This window comes from Variovorax sp. NFACC27 (assembly GCF_048301545.1).
In the GTDB taxonomy this organism is placed as follows: domain Bacteria; phylum Pseudomonadota; class Gammaproteobacteria; order Burkholderiales; family Burkholderiaceae_C; genus Variovorax; species Variovorax gossypii.
On record NZ_CP157613.1, the window covers coordinates 6,750,661 to 6,763,189 of the forward strand.

At 68.5% G+C, this 12,529-nt stretch carries 15 protein-coding genes; 9 read left to right on the top strand and 6 right to left on the bottom strand.

Annotated features, from left to right (window positions below; genetic code table 11):
• Nucleotides 1-10: 10 nt before the first annotated feature.
• From ABL840_RS31540 to ABL840_RS31570, 7 genes are all read left to right on the top strand, one after another.
• Nucleotides 11-217: a DUF3460 family protein gene (locus tag ABL840_RS31540; RefSeq protein ID WP_093058036.1), complete on the top strand. Its 207-nt coding sequence runs from the start codon at nt 11-13 to the stop codon at nt 215-217.
• 79 nt (nt 218-296) lie between these two features.
• Nucleotides 297-1,133, top strand: coding sequence for a segregation and condensation protein A (locus ABL840_RS31545; RefSeq protein ID WP_093302296.1), 837 nt, complete (start codon nt 297-299; stop codon nt 1,131-1,133).
• A 16-nt stretch (nt 1,134-1,149) separates the two neighbouring features.
• A complete protein-coding gene (gene nadB / locus ABL840_RS31550) occupies nt 1,150-2,742 on the top strand; it encodes an L-aspartate oxidase (protein WP_093302298.1) in 1,593 nt (530 codons plus the stop codon).
• Between the two features lie 69 nt (nt 2,743-2,811).
• Nucleotides 2,812-3,714: a 3-methyl-2-oxobutanoate hydroxymethyltransferase gene (panB, locus tag ABL840_RS31555; RefSeq protein ID WP_093198179.1), complete on the top strand. Its 903-nt coding sequence runs from the start codon at nt 2,812-2,814 to the stop codon at nt 3,712-3,714.
• A 15-nt stretch (nt 3,715-3,729) separates the two neighbouring features.
• Nucleotides 3,730-4,569 carry a pantoate--beta-alanine ligase gene (gene panC / locus ABL840_RS31560; RefSeq protein ID WP_093302300.1) on the top strand — a complete coding sequence of 280 codons (840 nt, stop codon included), beginning with the start codon at nt 3,730-3,732 and terminating at the stop codon, nt 4,567-4,569.
• Nucleotides 4,566-5,204, top strand: a complete 639-nt coding sequence (queE, locus tag ABL840_RS31565) for a 7-carboxy-7-deazaguanine synthase (protein WP_093198184.1) — start codon at nt 4,566-4,568, stop codon at nt 5,202-5,204. The genes panC and queE overlap by 4 nt, the downstream gene beginning before the upstream one ends.
• A 45-nt stretch (nt 5,205-5,249) precedes the next feature.
• Nucleotides 5,250-5,612 (top strand): 6-pyruvoyl trahydropterin synthase family protein, encoded by a 363-nt coding sequence (locus tag ABL840_RS31570; RefSeq protein WP_093198488.1) that lies wholly within the window; start codon nt 5,250-5,252, stop codon nt 5,610-5,612.
• A gap of 121 nt (nt 5,613-5,733) precedes the next feature.
• On the opposite strand, the gene nadA is transcribed toward ABL840_RS31570, so the two are convergent.
• The 6 genes from nadA to ABL840_RS31600 form a co-directional block, all read right to left on the bottom strand.
• Nucleotides 5,734-6,855 (bottom strand): quinolinate synthase NadA, encoded by a 1,122-nt coding sequence (nadA, locus tag ABL840_RS31575; RefSeq protein ID WP_093302302.1) that lies wholly within the window; start codon nt 6,853-6,855, stop codon nt 5,734-5,736.
• A 7-nt stretch (nt 6,856-6,862) separates the two neighbouring features.
• Nucleotides 6,863-7,741 (bottom strand): carboxylating nicotinate-nucleotide diphosphorylase, encoded by an 879-nt coding sequence (nadC, locus tag ABL840_RS31580; RefSeq protein WP_093302305.1) that lies wholly within the window; start codon nt 7,739-7,741, stop codon nt 6,863-6,865.
• Nucleotides 7,742-7,766: 25 nt separating this feature from the next.
• Nucleotides 7,767-8,813 carry an NAD(P)H-dependent glycerol-3-phosphate dehydrogenase gene (locus tag ABL840_RS31585; RefSeq protein WP_093302307.1) on the bottom strand — a complete coding sequence of 349 codons (1,047 nt, stop codon included), beginning with the start codon at nt 8,811-8,813 and terminating at the stop codon, nt 7,767-7,769.
• Between the two features lie 35 nt (nt 8,814-8,848).
• Nucleotides 8,849-9,313: a protein-export chaperone SecB gene (gene secB, locus ABL840_RS31590; protein WP_093198195.1), complete on the bottom strand. Its 465-nt coding sequence runs from the start codon at nt 9,311-9,313 to the stop codon at nt 8,849-8,851.
• A 119-nt stretch (nt 9,314-9,432) separates the two neighbouring features.
• Nucleotides 9,433-9,693 (bottom strand): glutaredoxin 3, encoded by a 261-nt coding sequence (gene grxC, locus ABL840_RS31595; protein WP_093198197.1) that lies wholly within the window; start codon nt 9,691-9,693, stop codon nt 9,433-9,435.
• 20 nt (nt 9,694-9,713) lie between these two features.
• On the bottom strand, nt 9,714-10,097 hold the full coding sequence (locus tag ABL840_RS31600) for a rhodanese-like domain-containing protein (RefSeq protein ID WP_371287158.1): 384 nt from the start codon (nt 10,095-10,097) through the stop codon (nt 9,714-9,716).
• Between the two features lie 106 nt (nt 10,098-10,203).
• On the opposite strand from ABL840_RS31600, the gene gpmA reads away from it, so the two are divergent.
• Nucleotides 10,204-10,947: a 2,3-diphosphoglycerate-dependent phosphoglycerate mutase gene (gene gpmA / locus ABL840_RS31605; protein WP_093302311.1), complete on the top strand. Its 744-nt coding sequence runs from the start codon at nt 10,204-10,206 to the stop codon at nt 10,945-10,947.
• Between the two features lie 127 nt (nt 10,948-11,074).
• Nucleotides 11,075-12,517 carry a S41 family peptidase gene (locus ABL840_RS31610; RefSeq protein WP_093198490.1) on the top strand — a complete coding sequence of 481 codons (1,443 nt, stop codon included), beginning with the start codon at nt 11,075-11,077 and terminating at the stop codon, nt 12,515-12,517.
• Nucleotides 12,518-12,529 lie beyond the last annotated feature (12 nt).

Below are 12,529 nucleotides of genomic sequence, written 5' to 3' on the forward strand. Positions count from 1 at the left end.
GGTCCAGTCTATGTCCATCTTCCGCCGCCCCCACTACACCTCCGAGATCACGAACTTCATCGAGGAGATGAAGGAAAAGAAGCCGACGCTGGAGGCCGAACAGCGCGCCGGCCGCGCCCTGCTCTGGGACAAGCACCTCGACCGCAGCCTGCTCGAGGAGTACAGCGAAGCCCGCGTGCCGATGCAGCCCTACGTCTACCAGACCCAGGCCAAGTAAGCCCTTCCCCGATGCCGAATTGGCAGCATACCCCCGTCCGCACTGCGTCGGCCGCTATTGAAAAAGTAGCATCAACCCGATGAACGGCGACGAGGACAACGGCACGCTGGTGGTCGACATGCCCGAGGTGGTCGACCAGGTCGCGCTCGCGAGGCTCTATGGAGAGCCGCTCTTCGCGATGCCGAAGGACCTGTACATCCCGCCCGAGGCGCTGCAGGTGTTCCTGGAGGCCTTCGAAGGCCCGCTGGACCTGCTGCTCTACCTGATCCGCAAGCAGAACTTCAACATCCTCGACATCCCGATGGCGGGGCTCACGCGGCAATACCTGAGCTACGTCGACGAGATCCGCCAGACGAACCTCGAGCTCGCGGCCGAGTACCTGCTGATGGCCGCGATGCTGATAGAGATCAAGTCGCGCATGCTGCTGCCGCCCAAGAAGGTGGCCGACGGCGAAGAGGCGGAAGACCCGCGCGCCGAGCTCGTGCGCCGCCTGCTCGAGTACGAGCAGACCAAGCTGCAGGCGGCCGCCATCAGCGCCATGCCGCAGTACGGCCGCGACTTCTGGAAGGCTCAGGTCTACATCGAGCAGTCGCTCAAGCCGCGCTTTCCCGACGTGGACGTGATCGAGCTGCGCGACGCGTGGGCCGACATCATGAAGCGCGCCAAGCTCGTGCAGCACCACAAGATCTCGCGCGAGGAACTCAACGTGCGCGAGCACATGAGCATCGTGCTGCGCCACCTGCAGGGGCAGCGCTTCGTCGAGTTCGAGAGGCTCTTCGACGTGTCGCGCGGCGTGCCGGTGCTGATCGTCACCTTCATCGCGATGCTGGAGCTCGCGAAGGAGACGCTGATCGAAATCACGCAGGCGGAAGCCTTCGCCCCCATCTACGTCCGGCTGGCCTACTCGCCCGCCTGATCCACCCCGTTTTCCAATGCCAGTGACTTCCGCCGTGCGCGATTTCGACGTCCTCATCGTCGGCAGCGGCCTCGCCGGCCTCTCGGCGGCGCTGCACCTGGCGCCCACGCACCGCGTGGCCGTGCTGACCAAGCGCGCGCTGAACGACGGCTCCAGCGCCTGGGCGCAGGGCGGCATCGCGGCGGTGCTGGCGGCCGGCGACAGCTTCGACGCGCACGTGGAAGACACGCTGATCGCTGGCGCTGGCCTGTGCGACCCCGAGGCCACGCGCTTCGTGGTCGAGCACGCGCCCGAGGCCATCGGCTGGCTGCGCGAGCTGGGCGTGCCCTTCTCGGAAGAAGACGGCGACCTTCATCTCACGCGCGAAGGCGGCCACAGCCAGCGCCGCATCGTGCACGTGACCGACGCCACCGGCGCGGCGGTGCAGCAGGTGCTGATCGAGCGCGTGCGGCGCACGCCGAACATCACGCTGTTCGAGCACCACACGCTGGTCGACCTGATCACCGGCCCCAAGATCGGACTGGAAGACCCGGCCTGCCTTGGCCTCTACGCGCTCGACGACCAGACCGACGAGGTGCTGGCCTTCCGTGCGCCGCACACCATCCTGGCCACGGGCGGCGCGGGCAAGGTGTACCTGTACACGACGAACCCCGACACCGCCACCGGCGACGGCATCGCCGCCGCGTGGCGCGCGGGCTGCCGGGTGTCGAACATGGAGTTCATCCAGTTCCACCCGACCTGCCTGTACCACCCGCACGCCAAGTCCTTCCTGATCAGCGAGGCGGTGCGCGGGGAAGGCGGGCTGCTGAAGTTGCCCGACGGCACCCGCTTCATGCCGAAGCACGACGAGCGCGCCGAACTCGCGCCGCGCGACGTGGTGGCCCGCGCCATCGACTTCGAGATGAAGAAGCACGGCCTCGACTGCGTGCATCTCGACATCTCGCACCAGCCGGCCGCGTTCCTGAAGGAGCATTTCCCCACCATCCTGGCGCGCTGCCTGGAGCTGGGCATCGACATCACGCGCGAGCCCATCCCGGTGGTGCCGGCCGCGCACTACACCTGCGGCGGCGTGCTGAGCGACCTGAGCGGGCGCACCGACATCCCGGGCCTCTACGCCATCGGTGAGACCGCCTGCACCGGCCTGCACGGCGCGAACCGGCTGGCCAGCAACTCGCTGGTCGAATGCATGGTGTTCGCGCGCGCCGCGGCGGGGGCCATTGCCTCGGCGCCGGTGCGTGAACGCGCCGAGCTGCCCGCCTGGGACGACAGCCGCGTCACCGACGCCGACGAGGCCGTGGTCATCTCCCACAACTGGGACGAACTGCGCCGCTTCATGTGGGACTACGTCGGCATCGTGCGCACCAACAAGCGCCTGGAGCGCGCGAGCCACCGCATCGCGCTGCTGCAGGCAGAGATCCAGGAGTTCTACGCGAACTTCCACGTCACGCGCGACCTGCTCGAACTGCGCAACCTGGTGCAGGTGGCCGAGCTGATCGTTCGTTCCGCGCAGGCCCGCCACGAGAGCCGTGGCCTGCATTTCAGCCGCGACTACCCCTCGCTCGCCGAGCCCACAGCGCCCACGGTGCTGGCGCCTCCGGCGGACCGATAACCCTCACCCGTTCGTTTTTCTTCACTCAAGGATGCCCGGCCACCGACGCCCGCAGGGAGAAACCCAACCATGTCGAACACCACGCCCACCACCGCCGCCACTGAAGCACCGCCGGCCTCGCCCTACGGCACTCTGCCGCCGGCCTCTCCGCCCGCATCGCGCAAGCCCGTGAGCCTGCCGCGACTGGCCGACATGCATGCTCGCGGCGAGAAGATCGCGATGCTGACGGCCTACGACGCCACCTTCGCGGCCATGGCCGACGCGGCCGGCGTCGACTGCCTGCTGGTCGGCGATTCGCTCGGCATGGTCTGCCAGGGCCTGAACAGCACCGTGGGCGTGAGCCTGGACACCATGCGCTATCACACCGACAGCGTCTCGCGCGGCCTGCGCCGGGTGCAGGGCACGGCCTGGCTCATCGCCGACCTGCCCTTCGGCAGCTACCAGGAGTCGCGCGAACAGGCGCTGCGCAGCGCCACGGTGCTGATGCAGGCCGGCGCGCACATGGTCAAGCTCGAAGGCGGCGGCTGGACCACCGAGACCGTGCGCTTCCTGGTCGAGCGCGGCATTCCCGTGTGCGCCCACCTCGGCCTGACGCCGCAGACGGTGCATGCGCTGGGCGGCTACCGCGTGCAGGGCAAGGGCGACACCGCCGGCGCGCTGCTGAAGCAGCAGGCCCATGCGCTGCAGGACGCGGGCGCCGCGATGCTGGTGCTCGAAATGGTGCCGGCTGCGCTGGCCGCCGAACTCACGACCGAGCTGAAGCACTGCGCCACCATCGGCATCGGCGCCGGCAAGGCCACCGCCGGACAGGTGCTCGTGCTGCACGACATGCTGGGCATCAACCTCGGGAAGATGCCGAAGTTCGTGCGCAACTTCATGGCCGACGCGCCGGGCGTGCTGCCCGCGCTCAAGGCCTACGTTCAGGCCGTCAAGGACGGCAGCTTCCCCGACGACCGACTCCACGCCTGGTAAGGAAGGAAACCCCTCATGCACATCGCACACACCATCGACGACCTGCGCAGCCACCTGGCCGCCTTCGGGCGCCCCGCCTTCGTCCCCACCATGGGCAACCTGCACGACGGCCACCTGGCCCTGGTGAAGCAGGCCAGGCCGCTGGGCGACGTGACCGTGGCCAGCATCTTCGTGAACCGCCTGCAGTTTTTGCCGCACGAAGACTTCGACACCTACCCGCGCACCTGGGACAGCGACTGCGAGAAGCTGCGCGCCGCCGGCTGCGACGTGCTGTTCGCGCCCGACGAGAAGGCGCTCTACCCCGAGCCCCAGACCTGCAAGGTGCACCCCGACCCGGCGCTGGCCGACATCCTCGAAGGGCACTTCCGCCCCGGCTTCTTCATCGGCGTCTGCACGGTGGTGATGAAGCTCTTCCAGTGCGTGCAGCCGCGCGTGGCGGTGTTCGGCAAGAAGGACTACCAGCAGCTGATGATGATCCGCCACATGGTCCGGCAGTTCGCACTGCCGATCGAGATCGTGGGCGGCGAGACCTTCCGCGCCGGCGACGGCCTGGCGCTGTCGTCGCGCAACGGCTACCTGAGCGAGAGCGAGCGCGCCGAGGCCGTGCAGCTGTCGAAGGCGCTGAAGGCGATGGCCGAGGCGGTGCGCTCGGGTGAGCGCGACCTGTCGGCCATAGAGGCACGCGCCATGCAGACGCTGACCGGGCGCGGCTGGCAGCCCGACTACCTCGTGCTGCGCCGCCGCTCCGACCTGCAGGCACCCGCCGCGGGCGACGCTCTGGTGGCGCTGGCCGCCGCCCGCCTGGGTACCACGCGGCTGATCGACAACCTCGAGATCGAGACTCCGGCCCCATGACCTACAGCGTCAAGGAAATCTTCTACACGCTGCAGGGCGAAGGCGGCCAGGCCGGCATGCCGGCCGTGTTCTGCCGCTTCGCGGGCTGCAACCTCTGGACCGGCCGCGAGGAAGACCGCGCCTCCGCCATCTGCCGCTTCTGCGACACCGATTTCGTCGGCACCGACGGCACGCTGGGCGGCAAGTTCAAGACCGCCGACCTGCTCGCCGACACCATCGCTGCGCAATGGCCGGCCGCCGATGCCGACCACCGGCTGGTGGTGCTGACCGGCGGCGAGCCGCTGCTGCAGGTGGACGCCGCCCTGGTCGACGCGCTGCATGCGCGCCGTTTCCGTATCGCTGTCGAGAGCAACGGCACGGTCGAGGCGCCCGAGGGCATCGACTGGCTGTGCATCAGCCCCAAGGCCGGCGCGCCGTGGGTGCAGCAACGCGGCCAGGAGCTGAAGCTGGTGTGGCCGCAGGCCGAATTCGACCTCGACACGATGGCGCGCACCGGCGAGTTCACGCACCGTTTTTTGCAGCCCATGGACGGGCCCGATCGCGTCGCGAACACCGAGCTCTGCATTGCCGAATGCATGAAGCAGCCTGCGTGGCGCCTCAGCGTGCAGACGCACAAGATCACCGGCATCCGTTGAGGCGGCCGCCCTTTTCCCCGAGTTCCCCGAGTTTTTCCTTTGACGATGCGATTCACCATCAGCCAACGCTTCTTCTTCGATGCCGCCCACACGCTCAAGCGCGAGATCGAAGTCGAAGGCAGCCGCCGTATCCACGGCCACACCTACCACGCGGAGGTGTGGCTCACGGGCGAGCGCGACCCGGTGACGGGGATGGTGATCGACCTGGGGCTGCTGCGCCGCCGGCTGGAGGACGTGCGCGAGCAGCTCGACCATCACCTGCTGGACGACGTGGCGGGGCTGCATCCGCCGACGCTGGAGAACCTGTGCGTGTTCATTGCGGATGCGCTGCCGGACTTGCGGCCCTCGCTGGCTCGCGTGCGCGTGTGGCGCGAGGCGCTCGGCGACTCCTGCACCGTGGACTTCTAGGTTTTTCTTTCTCCCTCCCCCTCTGGGGGAGGGCCGGGGTGGGGGCAAGCGGCGCCACCATCGAGCGCTCTGCCTGCCCCCATCCCAACCTTCCCCCAGAGGGGGAAGGAGAAAGACAGGGTCAGGCGGCGCCGATGCCAGCGACCAGGCTTCCCGGCGCCTGCCCGTTCTTCAGCCCGGCCGTGAACGCCAGCATCCGGTCGATCGGCACACGGGCCCGCAGCCCAAGCGCCGGATCGACATGGATCTCCCCGGCCCCCGTCTCCAGCGCATTCGCCAGCTCCACCAGCCCGTTCATCGCCATCCACGGGCAATGCGCGCAGCTCTTGCAGGTACCGCCGTTGCCGGCAGTGGGCGCCTCGATGAAGACCTTGCCGGGGTTCAGCGTGCGCAGCTTGTGCAGCATGCCGCTGTCGGTGGCGACGATGAACTCGGTCGCGTCCATGCGCTGCGCCGCGTTCAGGATGGCCGAGGTGGAGCCCACCGCATCGGCCAGCGCGATCACGTCCGAGGGCGACTCGGGGTGCACCAGCACCTTCGCCTTCGGATGCTCCTTCATGAGCAGCTCGAGTTCCAGCGCCTTGAACTCGTCGTGCACGATGCAGGCGCCGTTCCAGCTGACCATGTCGGCACCGGTCTGGCGGCGGATGTAGTCGCCCAGGTGGCGATCGGGGCCCCAGAGGATCTTCCGCCCCGCCGCGTGCAGCGCGTTCACCACGTCGAGCGCGCAGCTGGAGGTGACGAGCCAGTCGGCCCGCGCCTTCACGGCCGCGCTGGTGTTGGCATAGACGACCACGGTGCGGTCGGGATGCTGGTCGCAGAAGGCGCTGAACTGGTCGACCGGGCAGCCCAGGTCGAGCGAGCAGTTCGCGTCGAGGTCGGGCATCAGCACGCGCTTCTCGGGCGAGAGGATCTTCGAGGTCTCGCCCATGAAGCGAACCCCCGACACCACCAGCGTCTGCGCGGCGTGGTCGCGGCCGAAGCGCGCCATTTCGAGCGAATCGCTCACGATGCCGCCGGTTTCCTCGGCGAGGTCCTGCAGGTCAGGGTGCACGTAGAAGTGCGACACCATCACGGCATTGCGCTCGCGCAGCAGGCGGCGGATGCGCTCCTTCAGCGCGACGCGCTCGTCGGGCGAAGGCTCGGGCGGCACGCGGGCCCAGGCGTGGCGGGTGTCGCAGACGGCGCCGGCCGTGGTTTCGGCGGGCTGTTCGTAGTCGACGTCGATGACCGTGGACGACATGGGCGGATCAGCCTTCCTGGAAACGCATCGAGTAGTCGATGGCCTTGACGTCCTTGGTCAGGGCACCGACGGAAATCCGGTCGACCCCGGTTTCGGCCAGGGCGCGCAGGCCTTCCAGTGTGACGCCGCCGGATATCTCCAGCACGGCCTTGCGGTCTTCGCCGGCCTCGTCGTTGATGCGCACGGCCTCTCGCAGCATGGGCAGGTCCATGTTGTCGAGCAGCACCATGCGCGCGCCGGCATCGAGCGCCTCGCGCAGCTGGGCCAGCGTCTCGACCTCGACCTCGACGAACTCGGCCTGCGAGGCCACGGGGGCCACGGCGCGCAGGGCCGCGGCCACGCCACCGGCCGCGGCGATGTGGTTTTCCTTGATGAGCACCGCGTCGTACAGGCCGATGCGGTGGTTCAGGCCGCCGCCGGTGCGCACGGCGTACTTCTGCGCAAGGCGCAGGCCGGGAATGGTCTTGCGGGTGTCGACGATGCGCGCGCGGGTGCCGCGCACGGCATCGGCGTAGATCGCGGTCTTGGTGGCTACCGCGCTCAGCAGCTGCAGGAAGTTGAGCGAGGTGCGCTCGGCGGTCAGCAGCGCGCGGGCCGAGCCTTCGATCTCGAGCACGGTCTGGTCGGCCACGCAGCGCTCGCCTTCGGCGCACAGCCACTGGATGCGTACCTGCGGGTCGAGCTGCCGCAGCGTGGCCTCGACCCAGGGGGCGCCGCACACGACGGCGGCCTCGCGCGCCAGCACGCGAGCGCGGGCGCTGCGGGCCGGATCGACCAGCGAAGCGGTGAGGTCGCCGCCGGCGACGTCTTCCTGCAATGCGCGGGTGGCATCGGACAGGGCCAGCGCGGCCACGGCCGACGCTGAAAAATCAAAGCGAAGGCTCATGGCTCTTTGTCTCTGCGTTTTTTAATTAGGAGGAATGGCGGGGCGCGGCCGGGGCGCCCGGCTGGACGACCGATTCCGGCACCGGGTCGCGGCCGACGAGCGCCGCCACGGCGTCCTGCGGGCTCACAAGGCCGTCGAGCAGCGCGACCACGCCTTCGGCGATCGGCATCTCGACGCCGAGGCCGCGCGCGCGCTGCACCACGGTACGGGCGCAGTACACGCCCTCGGCGACGTGGCCCAGCGAATCGACGGCCTGCGCCAGCGTGCGGCCCTGCGCCAGCAGCAGGCCGACCTTGCGGTTGCGCGACAAGTCGCCGGTGGAGGTCAGCACCAGGTCGCCCAGGCCCGAAAGACCCATGAAGGTTTCGGCGCGGGCGCCCAGCGCGAGGCCGAAGCGCGTCATTTCGGCGAGGCCGCGCGTGATGAGCGCCGCGCGGGCGTTGAGCCCCAACGCGAGGCCGTCGCACAGTCCGGTGGCGATGGCCAGCACGTTCTTGACCGCGCCGCCCACTTCCACGCCGACGATGTCCTCGTTGGCGTAGACGCGCAGCGCGGGGCCGTGGAAGGCGTCGACCAGCATGTCCCGCACGGCGGCGTGCGGGCTGGCGGCCACCAGCGCGGTCGGACGCCCTTCGGCGACCTCCTGCGCGAAGCTGGGGCCGCTGAGCACGCCCGCTCTCAAATCAGGAGCAACCTGCGCCCAGATTTCGTGGGCCAGCAGGCCGAAGGATGCGGGGGAGGAACTGTCGAGCGCAGGCTCGACGCCCTTGCACAGCCACGCCACCGCGGCGGTGGTGCCGCGCAGCGCGACGAGCTGCTCGCGCAGGGCCGCCATGGGCGTGGCAACGATGACGAGGTCGGCACCGGCCTGCGCCTGGGCGATGTCGCCGGCGCGCACGGCCAGCGAAGCCGGCAGGGCCAGCCCGGACAGGTAGCGGGAGTTTTCTCGCGCGGCCGACATGGCGTCGGCCTGGGCGGCGTCGCGCGCCCAGAGCGTCACTTCGTGGCGGGCCGCCGCGTTGACGGCGACCGCCGTGCCCCAGGCACCGGCGCCATGAACGCAGATCTTCATCGGCGTCTGTGGCTGCTACGGCTGCAATGCCGCGATTACTGTGCCAGCGAGGGCGCAGCCTGGCCGGCTGCCTGTGCCTGCTGCTGCTCGTACATGGCCTGGAAGTTGATTTCGGCCAGGTGCACGGGCGGGAAGCCGCCGCGCTGGATCACGTCGGCCACGTTGCCGCGCAGGTACGGGTAGACGATCTGCGGGCAGGCGATGCCGAGGATGGCGCCCATCTGCTCTTCCGGCAGGTGGCGGATCTCGAAGATGCCGGCCTGCTTGGCCTCGACCAGGAACACGGTCTTGTCGCCGATCTTGGTCTGCACGGTGGCGGCCACGGTGATCTCGAAGATGCCTTCGGCCACCGGCTGGGCGTCCACGCCGAGCTGGATGTCGACGGTGGGCTGCTCCTGCTCCAGCAGGATCGCCGGCGAATTGGGCTGTTCGAGCGACAGGTCCTTGAGGTAGACGCGCTGGATCTGGAAGACGGGATCTTGGGCTTGCTGGTCGGCCATGGCTGAACTTTCGAGGATCAAAACAATGCCCGCCGGGGAGAGGGTCCCGCAGCGGGCTGCAGATGAGTGAACTGGCGATTATGGCCCGGCCGGAAGACGGTTCCGGGGCAGGACCGGTTTCAGGCGGCCTGCAGCAGCGGAACGAGGCCGCCGCGGCTGTCGAGCGCCATCAGGTCGTCGCAGCCGCCCACGTGGGTGTCGCCGATGAAGATCTGCGGCACCGTGCGGCGCTGGGTGACCTCCATCATGGTGTTGCGGGCCTGGGGATCGGTGTCGATGCGGATCTCCTCGATCTGCTCGACGCCCTTGGACTTCAGGATCTGTTTCGCGCGGATGCAGTAAGGGCAAACGGCGGTGGTGTACATCTTGACTGCTTGCATACGCTCCATCTCGGGGGATTTCAGGCCTTTTCAACGGGCAGGTTAGCGTCTTTCCAGGCTTTCAGTCCGCCGGCCACGGCTTGGGCCTGCTCGTAACCCAGCTTCTTGGCCATGGCCACGGCGCGCTGGGCGCGGGCGCCGGTGGCGCACACCAGCAGGAGCGGCACGTTCTTGTTCTTGACCGCGCCGGCGAGTTTTTCCTCGAGCTGGTTCAGGGGGACGTTCTTGGCGCCGATCATGTGGCCGGTGGCGAATTCTTCAGGTTCGCGCACGTCGACCAGCACCGCGCGCTCGCGGTTGATGAGCTGGACGGCGCCCTGCGCCGTGAGCGTTCCGCCGCCCGCCCCCCGCACCAGCGGCCAGGCCAGCATGGCACCCGAGCTGAGCGCGATCAGGATCAGCATCCAGTTCGCGGTGACGAATTCGATCAATTTCACGGGGGGTTCCTTGAATGGCAAACCGGGGATTTTAGAATGCGAGGTTTCGCAAGCGCAGCCAAAGGCCTCCCACATGCACAAACTGGTATTGATCCGTCACGGTGAATCGACCTGGAATCTGGAAAACCGCTTCACCGGATGGACCGACGTCGACCTGACCGAAACCGGCGTCGAACAGGCCAAGCAGGCCGGCCGGCTGCTCAAGGCCGAGGGCTACGACTTCGACGTCGCCTACACGAGCGTGCTCAAGCGCGCCACCCGCACCCTGTGGCACACGCTCGACGAGCTCGACCGCACCTGGCTGCCCGTGGTGCACTCCTGGCGCCTGAACGAGCGCCACTACGGCGGCCTGCAGGGCCTGAACAAGGCCGAAACCGCCAAGAAGTACGGCGACGAGCAGGTTCTGGTCTGGCGCCGCAGCTACAACACCCCGCCCCCGCCGCTGGAAGCCGACGACCCGCGCAGCGAGCGCGGCGACGTGCGCTACGCCAAGCTCTCGCCCGAGCAGATCCCGCTGACCGAGTGCCTGAAGGACACGGTGGCGCGCGTGCTGCCCTTCTGGAACGAATCGATGGCGCCGGCCATCCGCACCGGCCGCCGGCTGGTGGTGGCGGCCCACGGCAACTCGATCCGCGCCCTGGTGAAATACCTCGACGGCATCTCCGACGACGACATCGTCGGCCTGAACATCCCGAACGGCATTCCGCTGGTCTACGAGCTCGACGACGACCTCAAGCCCCTGCGCCACTACTACCTCGGCGATGCCGCGGCCGCCGAAAAGGCCGCCGCCGCGGTGGCGTCGCAGGGCAAGGGCTGAAAAAAGGCCCCGGGACTGCCCTGTAAAAGCCCCCGTCCGGCACTCCACCCGTGGAACCCCGGCAAACAATTTGCTTCCAAGCTGTGTATATTGGATTGACAGCCGCCGACAAGGACAACCACTCATGATGGGCCAGAAATTGAAGATCACCGGCTGGGTCGCCGCCGGCGCCGTTGCAGGCGTCCTGACCACCGTCTCGCTGCAGACAGTCGCGCGCGGCTCGCTCGCGCCGCTGCCGCTCGAGGAATTGCAGCAGCTCGCAGCCGTCTTCGGCATGGTCAAGAGCGACTACGTGGAGCCGGTCGACGAGAAGAAGCTCATCTCGGACGCCATCTCGGGCATGGTCGCCGGGCTCGACCCGCATTCCCAGTACTTCGACAAGAAGTCCTTCAAGGAATTCAGGGAAGGCACCACCGGCCGCTTCGTCGGCGTGGGCATCGAGATTTCCCAGGAAGACGGCCTGATCAAGGTCGTCTCGCCCATCGAGGGCTCCCCCGCCTTCCGCGCGGGCCTGAAGCCCAATGACCTGATCACCAAGATCGACGACACCGCCGTGCGCGGCCTGTCGCTGAACGAGGCGGTCAAGCGCATGCGCGGCGAAGCCAACACCAAGGTGCTGCTGACCATCTTCCGCAAGGACGAGAGCCGCACCTTCCCCGTGACGATCACGCGTGAAGAGATCCGCACGCAGTCGGTCCGCGGCAAGATGATCGAGCCCGGCTACGGCTGGATCCGCCTGTCGCAGTTCCAGGAACGCACCGTCGACGACTTCGTGAAGAAGATCGACGAGCTGTACAAGGAAGACCCGAACCTCAAGGGCCTGGTGCTCGACCTGCGCAACGACCCGGGCGGCCTGCTCGACGCTGCCGTGGCGGTGTCGTCGGCCTTCCTGCCCGAGAACGTCACGGTGGTCACCACCGACGGCCAGCTGGCCGAGAGCAAGTCGGTCTACAAGGCGGCGCCGGAGTTCTACCAGCGCCGTTCGGGCAGCGACCCGCTGCGCAGCCTGCCGGCCGCGCTCAAGAGCGTGCCGCTGGTGGTGCTGGTGAACGAAGGCTCGGCCTCGGCCAGCGAGATCGTCGCCGGCGCCCTGCAGGACCACAAGCGCGCCACCATCATGGGCAGCCAGACCTTCGGCAAGGGCTCGGTGCAGACGGTGCGTCCGCTCGGCCCCGACACCGGCCTGAAGATCACCACCGCGCGCTACTACACGCCCAGCGGCACCTCGATCCAGGCCAAGGGCATCGTGCCCAACGTGCTGGTCGACGAAAGCGCCGAGGGCAGTCCCTTCGCCGCCCTGCGCATGCGCGAGGCCGACCTCGAGAAGCACCTGGCCAGCGGCCAGGGCCCCGAAGTCAAGGACCCCGAACGCGAGAAGGCCCGCGACGAAGCCCGCAAGCGCCTCGAGGAAGAAGCCAAGAAGCCGCCGCAGGACCGCAAGGTGCCCGAGTTCGGCACCGACAAGGACTTCCCGCTCGTGCAGGCGCTCAACCGCCTGAAGGGCCAGCCGGTGCTGGTCAGCAAGACGCAGGTCATCGTCGACAACAAGGAAGAGAAGAAGGAAAACTGAGCCCGGTGGCGC